Genomic DNA, 21,616 nt, shown 5'->3' on the forward strand with positions numbered 1-21,616 from the left:
CACAGCCATGCAGAAACCCATCATTCGACTTGTTGACGACGACGAAGCGCTCGCCGACTCGTTCGAGCTCCTACTCAAGACGATGGGCTGGGACGTTGCCAAATACGCGAGCGGCAAGACCTTTCTCGCCGAGGACGATCTCTCGGCACCGGGCTGCATCGTGCTCGACGTGCGCATGCCCGACATGACGGGGCTCGAGGTGCAGCTCGAGCTCGAAAAGCGCGGCGTGAAGCTGCCGATCCTCTTTCTATCGGCGCACGGCAACATCGCCATGGCCGTGCACGCCGTCCGCCACGGGGCAACGGACTTTCTCGAAAAACCCGTCGACCCGATGGTGTTTCTGCAGAAGGTTTCGCAGGCGGTCACGGCCGCGATGGCGGCCGAAGCCGCACGCGCAAAGACTTCGAACGAACTCGGACGCTTTGAGGCGCTCACGCCGCGCGAGCGCGAAGTGGTGCTCGCCGTTCTCGAGAATCACCCGAACAAGGTGATCGCGCGCGAGCTCGGACTCGAAGTGAGCACGGTCAAGATGCACCGAGCGAACGCCTTTGCGAAGCTCGGCGTGCACTCGCCCGCCGAACTCATTCGCCTCGCTTACGAATCGGGCTTCAGCGTCAAGAAGGACGACGCGCCATGACGAACGCCGCGCGCAGAGCGCTCTTTTTGCGCGTCACGCGTCTTTCGGCGTTGGCGGGCGCCGCAAGAATGCTCCCGGTGCTGCCGCTTCTGAGTGCGCCCCTTGCCTCGGCAGCTGACGAAACGCCGATTGACGTCCTTATCGCGGGTTCGGGTCTCGCAGGACTCGCCGCCGCCGTTGCCGCACGCGAATCGGGTGCGCGCCGCGTTGTGGTGCTCGAAAAGCTCCCGGTCGCGGGCGGACACGGACTCGTTTCATCCGGCTCCTTTGCGGCGGCGCTCCCTGACGCGCGGGACGCCACCGAAGAGGCGACTGCCGCGCAGAGGCGCCTCGAAACGCTCGAAGCCGTCGTCGCGGCCGAACTCTCGGCCTATCGTCCGAGCGATGCGGCGGTCGAATCCTTCTACCGCGACATGCTGGAAGCGGGCGGCGACACGGTGAAGCCCGAGCTTGCACGAAAGGTCGCGCGAGAGAGCTGGGACGCGCTCTGCTGGCTCGCGGCGCTCGGCGTCGATTGGTCGCCCGAAGTCTTTCAGGCGGTGGGCTCGCCCGCACGGCGCAACGTATCGACAGGCTCCTCGCAGGCCGGACTCGACTACGTGCGCGCGCTCATGCGGCGCGCACGCGCCTTGGGTGTCGAAATCCGCTTTGAAACGGAAGCGCTCGAGATCGTTCGGACGCCCGACGGCCGTGCGGCGGGCCTCAAGATGCGGCAGCAATCGGTACTGAACCCTACGACAGCAGACGAAGCGAACACACCCGATCCAAGCACGCAGCGCCTCGCTCACGCGATGAGCGAACCGAACGCGGCCGAACGAGAAAAGAGAGCCCCGGAGAACGTCCGCATCATCCCCGCGCGCGCCGTCGTGCTCGCCACGGGCGGCTTCGGCGCGAATTTGGCGATGCGTCGGCGCTTTGCGCCGGATGTGCCCGCTCGGTTTGCAACCACTGCGAACCCCACGGGCAACATGTTCGACGGCGCGACGGGCGACGGCATCCGCATGGCCGAAGCGCTCGGCGCCGGCTTGATCGGCATGGCCGACATTCAGATCATGCCGTACTCGGGGGGCCGGCTTCTCAACTTTGTCGGCGGCGAGATCTGGCTCAACGCAGAGGGGCGGCGCTTCGCGCGTACGGGCCTTCTCTTTCGGGAGCTGCGCGGCGAAATTCTCAAGCAGCCCGAAGGCATCATGTGGGCGCTCTCCGACAGCTCGACACCCAAAGGGGCCACGCTCGGCACGAAGCTCGACCAAGGCATCGTGCAGCGAGCCAATTCGCTTGAAGAAGCCGCGTTCGGCATGAAGATGCGTGCCGACGTACTCAAGCAGACGATCGACGACTGGAACCGCGCGGTCGACCGCGGCTGGGACGACGTCTTTAACGTCCCCCTGATCGGCACGCGCATTGAGGAGCCGCCGTTCTACTACGGGCTCGAGCGCTTTTCCGTGCACTACACCTCGGGCGGCATTGAAATCGACACCCGGGCAGCCGTGCTCGACCGTTCGGGCCGCCCGATCGAGGGACTCTTCGCAGCGGGCGAAACCACGGGCGGCGTGCACGGACACGACCGCATCGGCGGCGCGTCGATCACCGACTGCATCGTCTTCGGGCGCACCGCCGGCCGATCGGCCGCACATTTTGCGATGCGCAATACCGACCGCTGAGGTCGCCCTGCGCCCGACGCTTCGGGCACTTTGGCCGCAAGTCCGTCACTGAGCGCCCTGACGCAGCCGCGCACGGATCACCGAACTATGCGTCGTGCGGGATTCACTCACAGCTCACGAATACCGCCCGCGGGCGGTATTGCCTTTCTGAAGCGTTTCTTAACATTTCCTTGCGCAGAAAGTGCTTTCGAGCGCAAGCCGCGGCAAACGAGACTCGCCGCCCGTCGTTCGAGCTCAGGAGACCCGCACGACCCGAGAAGCGCTTTCCAAGCGAGACCTCAACGCTTCCCAAAAGAGAGAAAGCCATGAACTTCAAACAGATGCTCGGCGGCCTTTGCCTTGCCGCCATGATCGGCGCCGCTTCGGGCGCCGTCGCTGCCGCTCCGACCGCAGCCGCGGGCCCGCACGCGAGCCTGCCCTGCAGCACGTGCCACGCCGACGGCAAGTTTGCCGCGCCGGCCAAGACGACCTGCCTCGGCTGCCACGAATCCTATGAAAAGATTGCCGAGCGCACCGCCAAGATGACGCCCAATCCCCATGCGTCCCACCGCGGTGAACCCAACTGCTCCAACTGCCATTCGATGCATGCCAAGCCCCGCTTCGAATGCAATGACTGCCACACGTTCAACATCAAGATGAAGGGGGAATAATCATGTCTCATACCGATCTTTCCCGCCGTCATTTCCTCGGCGCTGCCGCCGCTTCCGCCGCCGCTGCGCTTCCGCTCGCCGCTCGTGCCGCGAGCACCTCGAACCCCGCTCCCGCCAAGTGGGATCAGTCGGTCGATGTTGTTATTCTCGGCTGCGGCGGCGCGGGCATGATGGCCGCCTGCCAGGCGCACGATGCGGGCGCGAAGGTCGCCATCTTCGATAAGGGCGCGTCGCCCTACCATACCGCCACGTGCCTCTGCGGCGGTCTCTTCACGGCCTGCGGCACGAAGGCGCAGAAGGCCGATCCGAAGATCAAGGACTCCTGGGAAGCCTTTGCCGAAGACATCATGGCCTACGGCAACTACATGTCGCTTAAGGAACCGGTCTACGGCTTCACGAAGCACTCGGGCGAAGCCTTCGACTGGCTCGCCGACCACGGACTCGCGGCCTTCCACCTCGAACCCTATGCCGGCCACACGAACACCCGCGCGCACCGCCAGGAAACCTTCAAGGGGCGCGACTACATCGACTGCCTCGTCAAGCAGCTCAGCGAACGCGGCCTCAAGATCGAACACCACCGCGGCCTCAAGCGCTTCTTCTTCGATGAAAAGGCCAACCGCGTTCTCGGCGTTGCCGTGGCCGGTCCCGACGGCAAGGAAATCACGGTCGAAGCCAAGAAGGGCGTCATCATGGCCACGGGCGGCATCACCGGTTCGCCCGAATCGCTCGACCGCTGGGTCCCGAGCGTTGCCGGCAAGGGCGTCGCGATCGGCGGTCCCTCGAACGACGGCGAAGCGATGATGATCGCCGTGCGCGACATCGGCGTGCCGCTCTCGCACATGCAGTACATCGCCTCCTACCCATGCGGCATCGTCACGCACGGGCGCAACGGCCCCTACTGCCGTTGGTGGTTCATCACGAACCACGGCGGCATCCTCGTGAACAAGAACGGTCAGCGCTTCGTAACGGAAAAGGAAGGCATCTGCCACGTCACCCCGAAGCTTGCGCTCAATCCCGACGGCTGCCACTACGTCCTCGCCGACCAGGCGACTTGGGATCGCACGCTGAAGTCGATCAAGCTCGGCGCCCTCGTGGGTCTGCCGTCCTGGTCCGCCGAACGCGTTGAAGCCGAATTCGCCAAGGGTGAAAACCTCTGGAAGTGCGACACGCTCGAAGAGCTCTGCGAAAAGAGCGGCGTCAATCTCGAAGGCCTCAAAAAGCAGATCGCCACTTGGAACAAGGCTGTCGAAACGAAGGTCGACAACCAGTTCGGCCGCACCGACCAGCAGTGGAAGCTCGAAAAGGGCCCGTACTACATGATCCGCATGTTCCCGTGGAACAACCTCTCCTGCGGCGGCGTGCGCGTCACCGAACACTTCGAAGTGCTCGGCTGGGATATGAAGCCCGTGGGCGGTCTCTACGCGGCCGGCGAAACGGTGGCGGGCGTTCACGGCGCCTTCTACTGCGGCGGCAACGCCTGCGGCTTTGCCCACACGTCCGGCTACATGGCCGGCAAGTACGTCACGGGCTACAAGGAAGCCTGATCGACGCCATGCACTTCTGAAGTGCATTGAGGCACTTTGAAACGGGAAGAATCCGCTCTTTTGCTCCTGTGACGGATTCTTCCCGGTGCACCAAGTCCCGTCCGTTCATTTCAGCGTATGCGCGGCGATTTCCTCCTCCTTTGCGCCGTACGGTTCGCTTCGACAATGCGCTCGGGCAATCCTCTGCCGGGGCCTCAACCTGTCTCGGGCTCTGAAGAGGTTTTTTTGAGGTTCTCAGCCGATTTCGGTTCGCCGAAGTCGGCTTTTTTTCGCATCATTTTTTGATGCGATTTCTCCCAATACCCTCTTACAAAGCTCGGATACCGTCCGCGGCATGTATCCGTAATAACTAGGTCGAACTACCATTTTTCTCGACCCGCGCGAGTAAAGAAGCACCCGCGCGAAACCCAACCGAACGCGCCGCCCGGGCAGAGAAGCGCCGAGCGCAGTCCCCGAAAAGCGCGCGCATTCGCGAACGCAACCCCAAGGAGAAACAATCATGTTCACCCGTCGCAGCTTCCTTCGCAACGCGGCCGCCGCCGGTCTGGCCGCCGGTTCCATGGGCGCTTTTTCCGGGAGCGCGCACGCCGCCGTCGCCCCGAAGGCACTGAAGGACGTGAAGTTCGAGCCCCTCAAGCTGCCGCGCCCGATCAGTCTCGCCGCGCTCACGGTGCTCGACGTCTCGCCCGCGAACCAGGTGCTCTGCGCCGCAAAGGCAGGTTACAGCCACGTCGGCATTCGCCTCGTGCCTGCCACGCCCACCGAAACGCAGTGGGACATGATCGGCGACACGCCGATGGTGCGCGAAGTCGAAGCCAACCTCAAGGCGACGGGCGTGAAGGTGCTTGACGTGGAAATCCTGCGCGTGAAGCCCGACACCCGCGCGATCAACTGGAAGCCCTTCTTCGAAACGGGTGCGCGACTGGGCGCCACCGACGTGCTCGTCGCCGCTAACGACCCCAACTATGAACGCTTCCTCGACAACTTCGCCGAACTTTGCGAAATCGCCCATCCCTACGGGCTCTCGCTCTCGATCGAACCGATGCCCTGGTGCGATATCTCGACCGTGAAGCAGGCGGGCGACGCCATGAAGCGCGTCAACCGTCCGAACGCGGGCGTGCTCGTCGACCCGATTCACTTCTATCGCGCCGACAACGACTACGCCGACATTGATGCGCTGCCGAAGGGCTCGCTCAAGTACTGCCAGATGTGCGACCTCACGGCCGACAAGCCCAAGGACATGGACGGCATCCTCTATCAGGCGCGCAACTTCCGTCTGTCGCCGGGCACGGGCGCGGGCGACCTCACGACGCTCCTGAAGCACCTCCCGGGGCTGCCGATCTCGATCGAAGCGTGCAACGCCGAACTCGCGCTTGCGATGTCGCCCGTCGAACGCGCCCGCATGTATCTTGAAGACATGGTCGCCGTTCTCAACAAGGCGGGCGAACACTAAAGCGTCGCAACCGCCCTCCCATATTCCCCCAAAGGCGCCGAAGCGAGAGCGGCGCCTTAGGTAGAAACGGTCTCCGGCAAACGGTTGATCAGCCCGGCAAACGCCGGGCTTTCGCGTTTTGGGCGTAGCTCACCGCCTCGTCAATATCGACGCTCACGACGCGCGAGACGCCGGGCTCCTTCATCGTGACGCCGATCAAAGACGTCGCGAACTCCATCGTGATGCGGTTGTGCGTGATGATGAGAAACTGCGTCGCTTCGGCCATCTTGAGGCAAAGCGATGCGAGACGCGCCTGATTGGCTTCGTCAAGCGGCCCGTCGACTTCGTCCAGGAGACAGAAGGGGGCGGGATTGAGGCGAAACATTGCAAAGACGAGCGCGGTCGCGGTCAACGTCTGCTCGCCCCCGGAGAGCGACTTCACCGAGGCGTTGCGCTTCCCGGGCGGCTGCGCGATCACTTCGATCCCGGCCGAGAGAATCTCTTCGCCCGTCATCACGAGTTCTGCCCGACCGCCGCCGAAAAGCACGCGGAAGCACTCGGCAAAATGTGCGCGCACCGCTTCGAACGTCTCGCGAATGCGAGCGCGCGTTTCCTGGTCGATCTTTCGAATCGCCGCTTCAAGCGTCGCGATCGCCTGCTCGAGGTCGGCCATCTGAGCGGCGGTCGCTTTGTAAGCGTCTTCGGCTGCCTTGAGGTGGTCGAGCGCGGCGTGGTTGACCGGGCCGAGTGCGGCCATTTCGTTCATGAAGCGCGAGACTTCGTTACGTACCGTCACGGCCTTGACGCCGCGCGTCTGCGCGAGCACGGCCATCGCCGTCCAATCGGCGCCGAGCTCGTCCATTCGGGCGGAAAACTGATCGCGCAGCGTCTCGTTTTGCTGCGCGGCTGCGCGCAGGTCGCCGAGCGACTCCGTGAGCGGCAGAATCTGCTCGCGCAGCGTTCTCGCGATCCGCTCGTTGGCGGCAGCCTTCTCTTTGGCGAGCGCAAGCGCCTGCGCGGCAGCGCGCTCGGCCTTTTCGAGCGCATCGAGTTCGAGAAGACGACTTTCGATCGTCGCCTCAACGCGCGTGTCGACATTCTCTTCGAGTTCGGCGCGTGCGGCGGCCGCTCGCTTTTCTTCGCGCTCGATGTCGGCCGCAATGTCGGTGCGGCGCGTCGTGAGGGAACGCCGTTGCGCCTGGCGTTCGTTTAAGGCCATCCGCTTTAACGAAAGCGCGTGCGACTTGCGAAGCGCGTCACGCTCAAGCCCCGCGCGCCGCTCGCGCGCACGACGCTCGGCATCCTGCGCGCGTACGGCCTCCCGCTCGAGTGCGTCAAGCGCGTCGAGCGCCTCCTCGGCGAGCGCCATCGCTTCGTCGACGGCGGTGTGCTTTGCATCCACCTCCTTTAAGAGCGCTTCGTGCGAGAGCTTCAGATCCGCCTCGCGCCGTTCATATTCCGCCTTGGCGCGCAAAAGTTCCCCGCGGGCCGCTCGCGCTGCCTGCAGGCGCTCCTGCGCGATTGCGGCCATGCGCTTTGTGGTTTGTGCGCGCTCTTTGGCCGATTCGAGCGCATCGGCGGCGCACTTTCGCGCGTCGTCCTTTTCGCCCGACTCGATTTCGAGCCGCTCGAGCATTTCGGCTGCGCGCCGGATGTCCTGCTCGCGCGAGAGCATCGAGAGCGACGGATCGTCGTCGGCCCAAAAACTGATGGACGCGCGCGTGACGACGTCGCCCGCGGGCGTCACGAGTCGATCGGCGTCGCCCAAAGCACTGCGAAGACGCATCGCTTCGGCAAGACTCTCGACCGCCCCCGTGTGCGCGAGCCAGGCGGCGAGCGCCGCACGCGCGCCGGCGGCCGCCGCGTCGCCTTCGGCGTCCGTGACGCGCACGAATTGGAGAAGCTTCGGCACCGAGACACCGTTCTGAAGAACAAGGTGCATCTCGCTTTCCTGCGAAGCATTCGCGCGCTCGGCGTCAGCCGCCTGCGTCTCACCCGCGCCCCCCAGGCGCGCACCGATCCCGTCGACGGGCGCGACAAAGACCGCACGAACGGGCGGACGTGCCTCAGCGAAGCCCGCAACGGTTCGCAGGTCGCGCAAAAGCATCGCGCGCACGTGCTTTTCGAGCACGGCTTCGAGCGCCGTCACCCACGCGGGCTCAACGTCGATTGTGCGCGCGAGTTCGGGCATGCCGATGAGCCCCGTTTCTTCGAGCCAGTCGCGTGCGCGGTCCGACTGCGCGGCCTGCGCCTGAACGGCTTCGAGCGTCTCGAGCGTGGCGCTCTGCGCTTTGAGTTTCGAGAGCGTTGAAAAGTAAGCTTCGTTCGCCGCCTCGAGCGCATCGTGCGCGTCGCTTTGCGCCGCGTCGGCCGCTTCGCGTGCTTCAGCCGCCTCTTCGGCAAGCGCTGCGGCGACTTCGGCTGTTTCTTCTGCCTCTTCTAGAAGCGCCTCGTCGGGCTTTTCGAGCGCTTCGCGCTCGGCATCGAACCCTTTGGCGCGCCGTTCGAGCTCTTCAAGGCGTGCGCGCTCGGCCGCGTACTTGGCATCGCGCTCGGCCGCCACTCGCCGTTCACGCTCGAGCTTCGTCGAGAGCGCCGCTGCCGCTTCCGCCGTTTTGCGCTCGTCTTCGCGCGCGGCTTCGAGTGCCGCCTCTTCGCGCAGCGACGCCTCTTCGAGCTCGGCGAGCGTCTCTTCGAGTTCGTCGGCGGCGCCCGCGGCCGCCTCGAGCTCACCGTCGATTTTCTCGAGCGCAGCGCGCTTTTCCTCGAGTGTCGCCTCCGCTTCAGCGAGCGAGCGCTCGGCTAGCCGCCGCTTCTCGAGCAGGTGCTTGAGTTCGCCCTCGAGACGCGCGAGCGCCTTCTCAGCTTCGGCGAGCGCCTTGGCGGCGCTCTCGTGGCGCCCTGTGGCGTCGAGCACGGCCGCTTCGAGCTGCTCACGCTCAAGATCGGCCTCTTCGAGCGCCGCCTTCTTCTGCGCGATCTCGTTTTCGTTTTTCGCCACCGCCGCGCGCGCCTCTTCGGCGGCCCGGCGCGCCTCTTCGTACTGCAGGAAGTACCAGAGCGATTCCGACCGGAGCTTTTGCGCTTCGAGCGCCTTCCAGCGTGCGGCCGTTTCCGCTTCGGCGCGCAGCCGATCGATTTCCTGCTGCTTCACAACCTGCAGGTCGCCCGCGCGATCGAGGTTCTCCCGCGTGCCTCTTAAAAGCGTCTCGGTCTCGCGGCGCCGCTCTTTATAAAGCGACACGCCCGCGGCTTCTTCGATATAGCCGCGCAGCTCCTCGGGTTTGGCTTTGATGAAGTCGGTGACCATCCCCTGCGAGATGATCGCGTAGCTCTTGGGGCCGAGCCCCGTGCCCATGAAGATTTCCTGGACGTCGCGCCGGCGCACCTGCTGGTGATTGATGAAATAGGCCGACGTCCCGTCGCGCGTCACGACGCGGCGTACCGAGAGTTCGGCAAAAGCCGCCCACGGGCCCTTCACGGTGCCGTCGCTGTTGTCGAGCACGAGTTCGACCATGGCGCGGCCGATCGGCGCACGCGTCGCCGACCCCGAAAAAATGAGGTCGGTCATCGTGCTCGAGCCGCGCAGCTCGCTCGCGCGTCCTTCACCGAGCACCCAGCGTACGGCGTCGATGATGTTCGACTTGCCGCAGCCGTTCGGGCCCACGACGCCCGTAAAAGCGTCCTTGAGCTCGATGAGCGTCGGATCGGCGAAGCTTTTGAAGCCGGCAAGTTTTATCTGGGCGAGACGCACGGAAAGAGACGTTTTCGGGAGGAGGAGTTGCGGGAACGGGTTCCGGACGAACCCAAGAGCGGCGGCATAGCCGGTTCGTGCGCATGCACGCGCGCGAACCATTTCTTCCTGAGATGGGAAAGCCGGTCGACGCCCGGCAACGAGGCTCGCTTTTATTGGTGTTATCCCTTGAAAAGCGAGTGGTCTTCTCAATGCGGCGCATTGTAGCAAAGGCGCTCGGACGAGTCGCCGTTCGTGCCGCGCACCCGCGTTTTTCGAGTAGGCATAGGGCGGATTCAGCGGCGTCGGCCCCTTCGCTATAATGCCGCGATTCCTTTGAATTCACGCGCCTGCGGGGCGCGTTTGCAGGCGAGCCTCCGCTCGCAGACCCGCCTTGGCACACCGCGGGCGAGCACTGCGCCCAAAAGCGACAAGCCAAGCACAATCGGGAGAACACATTCATGTACGAAACCGCGCCGCTCCTTGACGATCCGATTCACAATCTCAAGACGATCCGCGACCTCTACCGCTGGGCGATCACGGAAATGGAAAATGCCGACCTCTCCTACGGCCACGGCTCGCCCGACGCCGCCGAAGAGGCGTCCTTCCTGATCTGCCGCGCGCTCAAGCTCCCCTTTGAGCGCTTTGAAACGTTTTTCGACGCCGCGCTCACGCACAACGAACTCGTGCGCCTCGTGCATCTGATCGACCGCCGCGTGCACGACAAGACCCCGACGGCCTACCTCCTCAAGGAAGCCTGGCTCACGGGGCATCGCTTCTACATTGACGAGCGCGCGCTCATTCCGCGCTCCTACATCGCCGAGCTCCTCGAAGAGGACCTCGCCCCCTGGATCGACGATCCGTACGAAGTCGAGTCGGTGCTCGACCTCTGCACGGGCTCGGGGTGTCTGGCGATTCTCGCGCAGGGGACATTCCCGAATGCGCGCGTGACGGGCTCGGACATCTCGGCCGATGCGCTTGAAGTCGCCAAGATCAACCGCCGCGACTACGGACTCGAGGACGACCTCGAGCTCGTTCAGGGCGACCTCTTCGCCTCGCTCGAAGGCCGCCGGTTCGAGCTCATCATCACGAACCCGCCCTACGTCACGACGGCCTCGATGGCGCGGCTCCCCGCCGAATACCGCCACGAGCCCGCGCTCGCTCTCGGCGCGGGCGACGACGGCATGGACGTCGTTCGCCGCATTCTGCGCGAAGCCAAAGACCACCTCACCGAAAACGGCATGATCATCGTTGAAGTGGGCGACGGCCTTGAAGCCGTTGAAGCGATGTACCCGGGGCTGCCCCTCACGTGGCTCACCGTTTCGGGCGGCGACGACCAGGTCTTCATGGCCCGCGCCGAAGATCTGCGCGCATATTTCAGCTGAGGCGCGATCGATGCTTCGTCTTTTGAACCTCGCGCTCATGCGCGGCACACGCCTGCTCTATAAAGGCGCGAGCCTCACGGCGGCGCCCGGCGAACGCGTGGGGCTCGTCGGCCCCAACGGCTGCGGAAAGTCGACGCTCTTTGCGGCCGTCTTGGGCGACCTCTCGCCCGAAGACGGCGAAATCGACGCGCCCGCGTCCGACCGAATCGCGCATGTGGCGCAGAGCTTTGTGGCGGAAAACGTCACGACGCTTGAATTCGTGCTCTCGGGCCACGCGCCCCTCGTTGCCGCCCGCGAAGCGCTTCGCACCGCAGAGGCGAGCGGCGACGAAATGGCGCTTGCCGCCGCACACGCGCAGCTCGCCGAAGTGAACGAAGGGGCGGTCGCCGCCCAAGCGCGGACGATTCTTGCCGGTCTCGGCTTTTCGCAGGCCGACGGCGAACGACTCGTCTACGACTTTTCGGGCGGCTGGCGCAACCGCATCGCGCTCGCACGCGCACTGATGCGACCCGCCGACCTGCTGCTCCTTGACGAGCCGACCAACCATCTCGACATTGATTCGCTCATCTGGCTCGAAAACTGGCTGCGCCACGTCGAGTCGACGGTCGTCATCATTTCGCACGACCGCGAGTTTCTCGACCGCGCCGTCTCGACGATCTGGTCGATCGAAGACGGCACCATCGTGCGCTACGCCGGGAACTACACGCAGTTTGAAGCCGCGCGCATCGAAAAGCTCCGCCAGCAGGACGCCGCACGAAAAGCCTACGAAACGCAGGCCGCGCACCTCACGAGCTACATCGAGCGCTTCCGCTACAAAGCCTCCAAAGCCCGCCAGGCACAGTCGCGCATCAAGATGCTCGAGCGCCTGCAGGCGGTCGAACCCGTACGCGCCAAGCGCGAGTGGCGCTTCGAATTCTTTAAGCCCGAACGCCTTCCCGAACACTTGGTCGACGCCGAAGGCCTTGCCGTCGGCTACGGCGAGCGCCGCGTCTTGTCGGACGTGACGTTCAGCATTCGTTCGGGCGAGCGGATCGGCATTTTGGGCGTCAACGGCGCGGGCAAGTCCACGCTCATCAAAGCGATCGTGGGAGAACTTCCGCTCATGGCGGGGGAACTTCGCCGCGGCCAGGGGCTCGAAATCGGCTACTTCGCGCAGCACCAGCTCGATCAGCTGCGGCTCGACGAAACGCCGCTCGAGCACATGAAGCGCTTGGCGCCCGATACGCGCGAGCAGGAACTGCGCGATCATCTCGGCACCTACCGCTTTTCGGGCGACCTTGCCACGAGCCCCGTCAAGCCCATGTCGGGCGGCGAGAAGGCGCGTTTGGCGCTCGCACTCATTGCGTGGAAGAAGCCGAACCTCCTTGTTCTCGACGAACCGACCAACCACCTCGACATGGAAACGCGCGAGGCGCTCACGATGGCGCTCTCGACCTTCGAAGGCGCGGTGCTCCTCGTTTCGCACGACCGACATCTGCTTCGCGCCGTCACGGACCAACTCTGGCTCGTGCACGACGGCCTTGTAAAACCTTACGACGGCGACCTTGACGACTACGCGAAGCTCGTGCTCGAACATCGCCGCACGACGGCGCAGGCCGAACGCTCGCAGCGCGAAGGCGAAAAGCTCGAGAAGAACGACAAGGGGCCGCAGCCCGTCGTCAACAAGAAGGAAGCGCGCCGCCTTGAGGCACAGGAGCGTCAGCGCATTGCGGAACTGCGTAAGCCCTTGAAGAAAGAGCTCGACGCCGTCGAAAAGGCGCTCGCCCAAGCGAGCGAAAAGCTCCGCGCACTCGACGCCACGCTCGCAGACCCCGAGTTCTACAACGGCTCGGACCAGGACTTGGTCGCCAAGACCCTGCGCGAACACGGCGAACTCGCCCCCAAGGTCGAAGCGCTCGAAATGCGCTGGCTCGAGCTCTCGGAAGCCATTGAGGCGATCTGCTGATCTCGCGTGCGTCAGCAACAATCGAGACCACCGGCCATCGAGTGAAGCCATAAAGAACGGGCGGCGTGATCAACACGTCGCCCGATTCTTTTTGGCGCAATTTGCGTGAAGGACCGACTTATTCGCCGTCGTCCTTCTTCTCGGCGGACTTCTCCGTTTCGCGCTTCACCGCGGCCTTCACAAGCGCCTCGACGGCGGCCTGTCCGGCGTCGGCCGCGGCGAGTTCGCCGCGGCTACGCTTTTCGTTGGCTTCGCGCGCCTCGCGAACGAGCGCGGCGATCGTGTCTGCATCGGTCGAAGCAGCGGTGCTCGGCGCAAAGGCGGTCTCTTCGGCTTCGCTCGAGGCGAACTTGTAGGCGCCCACCGACGCCTCTTCGTTTTGAGCGCCGAAATCGATGCCGCCCGAGCGCACCATCTGCATGACGATGCCGTTGATCACTTCGGCGTCGCGGTCCATTTCTTCTTCCGTCGGATCTCGCCCTTCGGCAAAGGCCTTGCGGCAGCGGGGACCGTCGCGAAGCGCATAGCCCATGACGATTTCTTCGCGCTTTCCCTGCGGCACGTCAGCGGACCCCGCAGCCGTATAGAGCACGCGCATGTCGTGCATGAAGTTCGAATTGGAGAGCAGCGACGCCATAAAGGCCATATCCTCTTCGCTCACCGAGTTAAAGCCCATGCGCTCGACATTGAGCGCGTCGGCGTCTTCGGGCTTCCAATCGGGATAGGTCTTGCGGAAGTCGTCTGTAACGGCGTTTTCGGCAAAGAGCTCCTCGAGATCGGGCAGTCGGTCGCCCGCGAGCGCAAGGTTCGATGTCGTGAAGCCCGTATAAATCGTCACGATCGCGTCCTTGCATTCGGTGACCGAAATCACCTTGTCGCCCCCCATCTGAGCGAGTTCGCCCGTGAGGTCGAGGAAGGTCATCACGAAGTCCATCGCAAAGAGCGAGCAGAGGATGCGCGGATCCATGTAGCGGTTCGTGATATCGATACCCGCCTGACTCATCTTGGCGCGCCCCCAGCGTTCGCGGATGGCATCGATGACGCCCGCGCCCATCCAGCCCGAGTCATCCTTATAGTCGGGACGGATATTGAGCAGAGTCGCAGCGATCGTGTAGGCGACGCCCGCGACGCGGTCTTCGCGCTCCTCCATCGAATAGGGGGCGTTGCGGCGAATGGCAGCGGCGAGCGCATAGGAGAAGCCGATAAACATATCCTGCAGTTCGACATAGTCGGCGAGGTTGCCGTGGCGAACGGGACCGTTGTAGTTGGCCGCAAGAATTTCGAGATGCGGGAAGCCCTGCTCTTCGTAGAAGCGGTTGTTGAGCGCTTCGCGAAGCGTATCGAGTAGGAACGTGTAGCTCACGTTCTGCAGACGCTGCGCGCTCTTTTCGCGGCGCTGCTCGAGCTTCTTGGCCCGACGGGGGGCGGCTTTGCTTTTGGGCATGTTCGGCCTCAGGGAAAAGAATCGATTCCGGGCCGGCACTTGCCCAATAGGCGTGGCCGGCCGCATTTTCTATGGGTTGAATTTCTCGAAGACTAGCGCCGGAACCTTAAGTGTGAATTTCGCGCCGCTCGCCGCCCGGCAACCCCGGCATCTTCTTGGCGCGACCCGCTCGAAGCCCTACAATGACGGCAGTGACAACCGCCGCGGGATCGGCAACCCAACCGACAAAGCACGCGAACGGGTGTTCGTTTTATTCGCGCGACAACCTCTTTGGAGATTCTTCCGATGTCCGATATTTCCGCTCAATGGATCCAAGCAACGCTCAGCGACGCGGCCGAGGCGCTTCAGGAAGCGCTCGACAAGCTCGAAGAGCATCCGGACGAAGAAACCGCCGAGTACATTCTCAAGCACGATCTCGTCAACGTGTACGCCAAGCTCAACTATGCGGTCAATTCCGCGCGCCTCGGTCCGGCGGCGCTCTCGGCGCTCTCCGAGGACGAGCTCATCGCGTGGCCTGCGAAGATGCCCTTCTACACGTTCGATGAAATCGACATGCTCGGTGCAGAAGAAGAGGACGCCGAGACGCACGAAGTGAAATAACGCGCAGCACGCGCAAGCGGTTCGCTTCCTCCTAAGAAGCAGTCCCGCACCCCGAGATAAACGAAGCCCAATCGGCCGAGCCGATGCGTACCGCGAGCTGCGCGCATCGGCGCTTTGCTTCTCGGCAGGTGCCCGCTAGCGCCGAACGCGACCGTCCATGAACGCATCGATCATCACCTACCTCATCTGCCCCGTACTGCACGTACTCGGCCCCGTTCTCATTTGGTTCGGCGCCGTGATGCTGATTCCGTACGGCGTGAGCCTCTACAAAGCCGACGGCGCCGACTTCGTCTTCGCGCAGTCGGCGGCCGCGACCATTTCGATCGGTCTTCTCCTCACGATCGCCTTCTGGAAATTTAAGCGCGAGATGACCGCGCAGCACGGTTTTCTGGTCGTGACGCTCTCTTGGACGTCGATCGCGGCGGCGGCGACGCTCCCGATCATGCTTTACCTCCCGCAGTACGGCTTCATTCAGGCGTTCTTCGAGACGATGTCGTGCCTGACAACGACGGGCGCGAGCATGATGAACGACCTCGAAGGCCTGCCCCTCTCGATCAACGGCTGGCGGTGCCTCCTCGCCTGGATCGGCGGCATGGGCTTGATTGTCTTCTCGGTGGCGATTCTCCCGCTCTTAGGCGTCGGGGGCGCGCAGATCATGAAGGCCGAGATGAGCGGACCGCTCAAGGAGACGCGCCTCACGCCGCGCGTTGCCGAAACCGCACGTGCGCTCTACATGATCTACTTCGGACTTTCGGTCGCGAGCGCCATCGCCTACCACTTGGCCGGTATGGAGTGGGAAGACGCCATCATGCACATGATGACGACCGTGAGCCTCTCGGGAATCAGTCCGCACGACGCGAGTTTCGGGTACTTCAACAGCCAGGCGGTCAATCTCGTTGCCGTGATTTTCATGGCGATCTGCGGCTGCAACTTCGCAATGCATTTCGTGGTTTGGCGCCGGCGCAACCCCTTTCTCTACCTGCGCGACCCCGAAACGCTCGGCTGGTTCGGCGTGCTCGCCGCACTCACAACCGTAATGACGCTCTACTTTCTGAGAACGGGCGTCGAAACAACGACCTGGGAGGCGATTTTGTCGGCAGCCTTCGTCGTCTTTTCAACCGCGTCGACAACGGGCTACACAAATCCCGACCTCGCCTACGCGATGATGCCGCCCGCGCTCACGCTTATTCTCATGGCTTCGGCCGCCTTTGCAACCTGCGCAGGATCGACGGGGGGCGGCATCCGCATGGTGCGCGTCATCATTCTCTTGAAGGAGGTGTCACGCGAATTCCGCCATCTCCTGATGCCCAATGCCGTTCTGCCTTTGAAAGTGGGCGGCTACGTCGTGAGCCGCAACATCTTTGCGGGCGTCTGCGTCTACCTGATCGTCTGGATGCTTTCGATTGCAGCGGGCTCGCTCTCGCTCATGATTTCGGGATTTGAACCGATAGACGCTTTCTCAACAGCTTACGCCTGCATCACGAACCTCGGGCTTGCACTCGGGTCGCTTGAGAGTGCAGGGAACTTCGCAAGTCTCTCGAATATTCAGCTCGGCATCTGCACGTTCCTCATGCTCCTCGGGCGTCTCGAACTCTTTACCGTGCTCATTCTCTTTACGCGCACGTTCTGGCGCCATTGAGCACAATGAGGGAGACTTCACAGCCAACGCGCTCGAAAGTCTCCCTTACGACAAAAAAGATCACATTCAGCCTCAAACCATGCAGGCTTGCGCTTCGGGGTTTGTCGTTTCTCTGCGCGAAGATGAGATCACACCCAACTTCGGCAGGTCGAGACGTTCACTCCGGTTTCGGCGGAGATTTGCTGCCAACTCAGCCCTCGTGCGCGAAGTTCGCGTACTCGCTCTTTTACCTTCTGGGAATAGCGGCACCGCATGGTGCTGGGCTGATCGCTGAACACGCCGCGCTTATATTCGCGCCCCCAGTCGCGAACCGTGTTCGGCGACAAGCTGAGCACCTTGGCAACCAACTTGTAGCCGAACCCTTTGTCAAAAAGAATTTTGGCGGCCTTGCGCTGCTGTTCGATCGAACCTTTCGAAGGACGCTCGCACAATGACGCAGAGGCTGGAGCAGAAGCTTCAGACTTCTTCATTCTTCTTTCCGGTTGTTCCGTAGAGCAGTCGTTTAGTTCAATCGAAAAAGTGAGGTTGCGAGCTAAGCAGTCCGCTTGACTTCGCGTCAAGGGATGCTGGAAATCTCCCGCGCCTTTACCGTCTGTACCCGCACAAACACAACCGAAAGATTAACAAATTGCTCTTTGAACGGAGGGAAGCGTTAACCCGCTAAAAGAAAATGAAGACCTGCAAGCCGCATTGTTCTCAATGCCGTAAAAAAATCCCCCGAGGTGACAGCCTCGGGGGGATTGAATTTCCTTTTGGTGGTTGATTTTTAATTTTTTCGCCTGAGAGGGACTTCGCACCAACGGTTGCGTCCGCGATGCGAAGTCCGTCAGACTGCTCGATTTTTCTTTTTATTAGAAGGCGAAGCGAACGTTGGCGAAGAGGCCGCTCGACGAAACATCGCCGTCGTACGCACCGGTGTACGAGAGACCGAACGTGGTGGTCTTCGTGAGCTGGGCTTCGATGCCGAGACCGACACCGAACATGTTGTCAAGCTCACCGCCTTCGATCTTGGCAACACCGGAACCGCCGAGGCCAAGCAGCGCTTCAGCGGACGTGTCGCCGAAGAAGTGCATCCAGTTCACATCACCCTTGACGGACATGGCAACGGAGCCGACCGTGAACGGAATTGCACCACGCAGACCAAGCGTCGTAACCTGGACGTTCTGATTTTCGTTGTTGGTTTCAACTTCGACACCGGCGACGTTTTCCGAGAAGTCGTCGCTCTGGACATGCATCCAGGAGAAGCCGACGTACGGTTCTACAGAGTAGGAAGCGGTGTTGAAGCCCGTATAGGCGCCTTCAACGAAGATCTGAGCGATCTGAGCGTCGTTGTCGATCTTGTTGGTAGCGGTATTCGTACCGATCGTCAGGCCGCGATGACCTTCACGGTCCTGCTGCGTGTACGTAAAGCCGAAGTTCAGACCGACAACATCCTGGATGTTCGTCTGCGCATAGATACCGAAGTGGATATCGTCGCTTTCGAGCTTGCCGTTCTTGCCGCCGTCGAACTCGGACGTACCGGCGCCGAAGAAGACGCCAACCTTGGCTGCCGGGCAAACATCGACTTCAGCACCGACGAGGCCGGCGTAGAAGTCGTTGTCGATGCTCGAATTGCCGTAGTCGACATCGCCCCAGGTACCAATGCCCGTCGCCCAGATGCGAGCCGTACCGTCAGCCATTTCGGCAACGCGGGCGCCGCCGATGCCCTGTGCCTGATCCTTAACGGCACGCGTCATCGTGATCGTGTTGACGATCGAGGCGTTCTGAGCGTTCAGGAACGCATCGTTGCCGAGGGAGTCGTACGTACGGCCAACCTGTTCGCCGTTCGCAGTCAGGAGCATGTCAAAGAGCGCACCGTCCTTGGTGGCAGCGAGTGCCTTACCGATTTCGCGAGCATTCGACGAGGAACCGTAAGCCGTGAACGAACCTTCGTTGACTTCGGTCGTCGCAGTGATTTCGCCGGTAGCAGAATCGATGGTGAGCTTCGTATCGAAGAACGCAAGAGCATCATCGGAGAACATGTCTTCGGTGAGGCCCGTAACGTTATCAGCCTTCAGCTTCGTTTCGAGAGCGACCCCGTCAACAGCACCCTTGAGCGTTTCGGCATTGGCGCTGCCAACCGAAATCTTGGCGCCTTCTTCGAACGAGATGTTGCCAACGGAAACTTCTTCACCGGCCGAGAGGAGATACGTACCGCCATCCTTCACGGCAACATCAACGGAATGATCGCTGTGTTCGTCATGGCTCGTTCCCGTCTGCGTGAATTCGTCGGTGTACGAATTCATAATGCCGAAGGAACCGCCGTTGACCGTCACCTTACCGTTGGCAACAGCCTTGGTTTCCGTTTCCGTGACACCGAACGAATTGTTAAAGCCCCAGAGGGTGCCTTCTTCAACCGTCGTGCCGCCGCGGTAGGTGTTGTTGCCCGTCAGAACGAGCGTGCCCTGACCACGCTTGACAAGCGAACCGTCGTACAGACCGTGTTCAAGCTTGTACTTGATCGATTCGGCGCGCTTGGCATAGTACTCGGCACGCCACTTGCGGGCATCTTCGGGATCGATCGTTGCGTCGTCAACGTCGGGAATATCGGCGCCGCCGAGCTCATAGTCTTCGGCATCAAGGTCGGTGCCGTTCTTCGTGAGTTCCATCCAAGCGAGATCTTCGGCCTTGCGCTGATCGAGAGCAACCTGCGAGATGTCGTTCGACCAAACGTCGAGCGCCGTCGTACGCATGTTGTAGTCGAACTTGCCGAGAAGCTGGCCGGGACCGTACATGCCCTTTTCAAGATCGGGCATACCCCAGCCGTAGATCTCGTCAACTTCGCCTTCAGCAGCAGTCCAGCCGGTGAAGTTCGAACCGTCGGCGTTCTTGTGGTTGGCCGTCGTGAAGAGCACGTCGCGAACCTGAACGGCGCTCATGTCCTGATAGCGCGACATCAGCACGCCCATGGCACCGGTGACGTGCGGCGCAGCCATCGAGGTACCGCTGTAGGAAGCGTAGCCGGCATCGCCGAGCTTGTGCTCGTCGTCCGTCGCTTCGTAGTGATCGTCGTAAACGATGCTGCTGTAGATGCCGCTACCCGGCGCAACAACCGTCCACCACTTGGCATTGCCGGCCTGGTTAAACCCGTCGACCCACTTGTACTTGTCGCGGCCTTCCGCATCAACACCGTCCTTCTGCAGACCGGCGACGGCGATCCAGTTCTGTTCGGCTTCGGGGTTGAAGTACGGATAGAGCGCACGGTAGTACGGCATATCCATGTTGCGGTTGCCGGTCGTCATCACCTGAACGACGTTCGTGCCCTTGACCGCATCCCAGGCCGCATCAACAAACGACGGATCGTCGCCGTAACGCTGCTTGAAGAGGAAATATTCGTACTCGGTTTCGGCCGTCGTATTGGCGGGCAGCGACGTACCGCCTTCGTTGATACGGAGATTCGTACCGAACGAGTTGTTGATCACGCCACCGCGCTCAGCTCCGTTGGCTGCAATAAGGTTATCGGCAAGAGACTTCCAACCGGCATAGAAGAAGTTGTAGTCCTGCGGCATACCGTAGTTGGTGTTGTCGGTGCCGCCCGTGTTGCCGACCCAGATTTCGGAACCCCAGGACACGCCGTGGAATTCGCTGCCGTCGCGGTTGGCGCCGACCGTCCCGGTAACGTGCGTGCCGTGCGTATCGTTCACATGACCGATCCAGTTGCCGTCGATGTCGAACTTGTCGCCCTTTTCATAATCGCCGTTTTCAAAAACGTCGCCGACACCGGAAACACCGTCCTGATAGCGGTCGCCCGTCGAGCCGTATTCGCCGGTTGCATGCGAAGCATGGAAACGGTCGCCCGCAAGTTCCGGATGCTTCTGCAGGAGAGCGCCCGAATCCATCACGCCAAGCGCAACGCCCTGACCGTGGTAGCCGAGCGCATAAGCGCTCGAGGCCTTCATGGCCGTGAGACCCCAGTCCTTCTTATATTCTTCGGTTTCCCAGGAACCCTTGTCACCGATCTTGCCGGGGTCCTGGTAGCCGCTCGAAGCCGAAAGGGAAGAACCGGTCAGTTCGACCGGCATATAAGCGGCAAAAGCAGAACCCGCAGCAAATGCGGCGGCAACAGCAACGGCAGCCATGGTCGCTTTGGCTGCCTTACCGCGCGACATGTGCTTTTCATCGGAAACGATGTACTGCTGACGAGCGGCGCTCCAAATGGTCTTGAAAGTGCGATTCATTTTGTGAATCTCCTCAAACACAAAAAAACGAAGCTGCGCGTTGCCCGCCAGGGCTCACTTGCGCGAAAGCTTCGTCGTGAAATTCTGCATATCCCCCCCCCCCTCAATTTGATCTTTATCAAATATATATAGCAAACACCCTATGTTGCTAAAACAAACAACACTCGCGGGTTAAGCCGAATAGACAAACTTTCTTTCTGACGATTTTGGGTTTAAACCGAAGCACGCAAAATTGAAATCAGACTCTGATTTATTTTTTTGTGTTACATAGGATTACATATAAATAGAAGCGAATTTAAACGAAAAAACTTCTTTAAATTACCGTTTACATCAACCGAAAATATGACTGAATGCTCAAATAACTATGAGGGCATCAACCTCTATATAAATCTTGTTCTAATGGGCTCTTTTCTCGGCGAACTAAGTTGCTTTTTCAGCACTAGTTTGATCGTTATTGCCACCCCCTAATTTGATCAGCGAAATGAGAAATAACCACCCACTAAAACCGTCAGTTCATCCTTAAATTGATCGAAATATGCCTGCTATCCATCCCCCTCGCCTCCGTCGAATTAAGGTGCGATCCGACCTTCGGTCACCTCGGTCAAAGACCACCGTTTTTTTTCGACACGGAAATCTCGTAATTGAAGAAATGGACCGCGAACAACGATCGCGATACGCTGAAAACCCACCGCACGTGCCAAGTCTCCATTTAAGGGCTGCACCCAG

General features: G+C 61.7%; 13 protein-coding genes. 9 read left to right on the forward strand and 4 right to left on the reverse strand.

Features of this window, described 5'->3' with window-relative positions; all coding sequences use genetic code 11:
• Nucleotides 1-7: 7 nt before the first annotated feature.
• The 5 genes from H6A60_RS05240 (at nt 8) to H6A60_RS05260 (ending at nt 5,948) form a co-directional block, all read left to right on the forward strand.
• Nucleotides 8-637, forward strand: a complete 630-nt coding sequence (locus H6A60_RS05240) for a response regulator transcription factor (protein ID WP_205102356.1) — start codon at nt 8-10, stop codon at nt 635-637.
• Nucleotides 634-2,301 (forward strand): FAD-dependent oxidoreductase, encoded by a 1,668-nt coding sequence (locus H6A60_RS05245; protein ID WP_205102357.1) that lies wholly within the window; start codon nt 634-636, stop codon nt 2,299-2,301. Before H6A60_RS05240 ends, H6A60_RS05245 begins: the two co-directional genes overlap by 4 nt.
• Before the next feature lie 305 nt (nt 2,302-2,606).
• On the forward strand, nt 2,607-2,951 hold the full coding sequence (locus tag H6A60_RS05250; RefSeq protein WP_205102358.1) for a cytochrome c3 family protein: 345 nt from the start codon (nt 2,607-2,609) through the stop codon (nt 2,949-2,951).
• Nucleotides 2,952-2,953: 2 nt separating this feature from the next.
• Nucleotides 2,954-4,495 carry an FAD-dependent oxidoreductase gene (locus tag H6A60_RS05255; RefSeq protein ID WP_205102359.1) on the forward strand — a complete coding sequence of 514 codons (1,542 nt, stop codon included), beginning with the start codon at nt 2,954-2,956 and terminating at the stop codon, nt 4,493-4,495.
• A 499-nt stretch (nt 4,496-4,994) separates the two neighbouring features.
• Nucleotides 4,995-5,948: a sugar phosphate isomerase/epimerase family protein gene (locus H6A60_RS05260; protein WP_205102360.1), complete on the forward strand. Its 954-nt coding sequence runs from the start codon at nt 4,995-4,997 to the stop codon at nt 5,946-5,948.
• An 88-nt stretch (nt 5,949-6,036) separates the two neighbouring features.
• On the opposite strand, the gene smc is transcribed toward H6A60_RS05260, so the two are convergent.
• A complete protein-coding gene (gene smc, locus H6A60_RS05265; protein ID WP_205102361.1) occupies nt 6,037-9,681 on the reverse strand; it encodes a chromosome segregation protein SMC in 3,645 nt (1,214 codons plus the stop codon).
• A gap of 440 nt (nt 9,682-10,121) precedes the next feature.
• Here smc and prmB point away from each other — a divergent pair, with 440 nt between their 5' ends.
• Entirely contained in the window at nt 10,122-11,045 is a 924-nt protein-coding gene (gene prmB / locus H6A60_RS05270; RefSeq protein WP_205102362.1) for a 50S ribosomal protein L3 N(5)-glutamine methyltransferase, read from the forward strand.
• A gap of 10 nt (nt 11,046-11,055) precedes the next feature.
• Nucleotides 11,056-12,990, forward strand: a complete 1,935-nt coding sequence (locus tag H6A60_RS05275) for an ABC-F family ATP-binding cassette domain-containing protein (protein WP_205102363.1) — start codon at nt 11,056-11,058, stop codon at nt 12,988-12,990.
• Between the two features lie 118 nt (nt 12,991-13,108).
• Here the strand turns inward: H6A60_RS05275 and H6A60_RS05280 are convergent, their stop codons facing one another.
• On the reverse strand, nt 13,109-14,434 hold the full coding sequence (locus H6A60_RS05280) for a hypothetical protein (protein WP_205102364.1): 1,326 nt from the start codon (nt 14,432-14,434) through the stop codon (nt 13,109-13,111).
• Between the two features lie 285 nt (nt 14,435-14,719).
• Here H6A60_RS05280 and H6A60_RS05285 point away from each other — a divergent pair, with 285 nt between their 5' ends.
• Nucleotides 14,720-15,034, forward strand: a complete 315-nt coding sequence (locus H6A60_RS05285) for a hypothetical protein (protein ID WP_205102365.1) — start codon at nt 14,720-14,722, stop codon at nt 15,032-15,034.
• Nucleotides 15,035-15,191: 157 nt separating this feature from the next.
• On the forward strand, nt 15,192-16,673 hold the full coding sequence (locus H6A60_RS05290; protein ID WP_239477606.1) for a TrkH family potassium uptake protein: 1,482 nt from the start codon (nt 15,192-15,194) through the stop codon (nt 16,671-16,673).
• 128 nt (nt 16,674-16,801) lie between these two features.
• On the opposite strand, the gene H6A60_RS05295 is transcribed toward H6A60_RS05290, so the two are convergent.
• Nucleotides 16,802-17,143 (reverse strand): hypothetical protein, encoded by a 342-nt coding sequence (locus H6A60_RS05295; protein ID WP_205102366.1) that lies wholly within the window; start codon nt 17,141-17,143, stop codon nt 16,802-16,804.
• Between the two features lie 381 nt (nt 17,144-17,524).
• Nucleotides 17,525-20,890 carry an autotransporter domain-containing protein gene (locus tag H6A60_RS05300; RefSeq protein WP_205102367.1) on the reverse strand — a complete coding sequence of 1,122 codons (3,366 nt, stop codon included), beginning with the start codon at nt 20,888-20,890 and terminating at the stop codon, nt 17,525-17,527.
• Nucleotides 20,891-21,616: the final 726 nt, after the last annotated feature.

It is taken from the genome of Sutterella massiliensis, assembly GCF_016899755.1.
In the GTDB taxonomy this organism is placed as follows: Bacteria; Pseudomonadota; Gammaproteobacteria; order Burkholderiales; family Burkholderiaceae_F; genus Sutterella; species Sutterella massiliensis.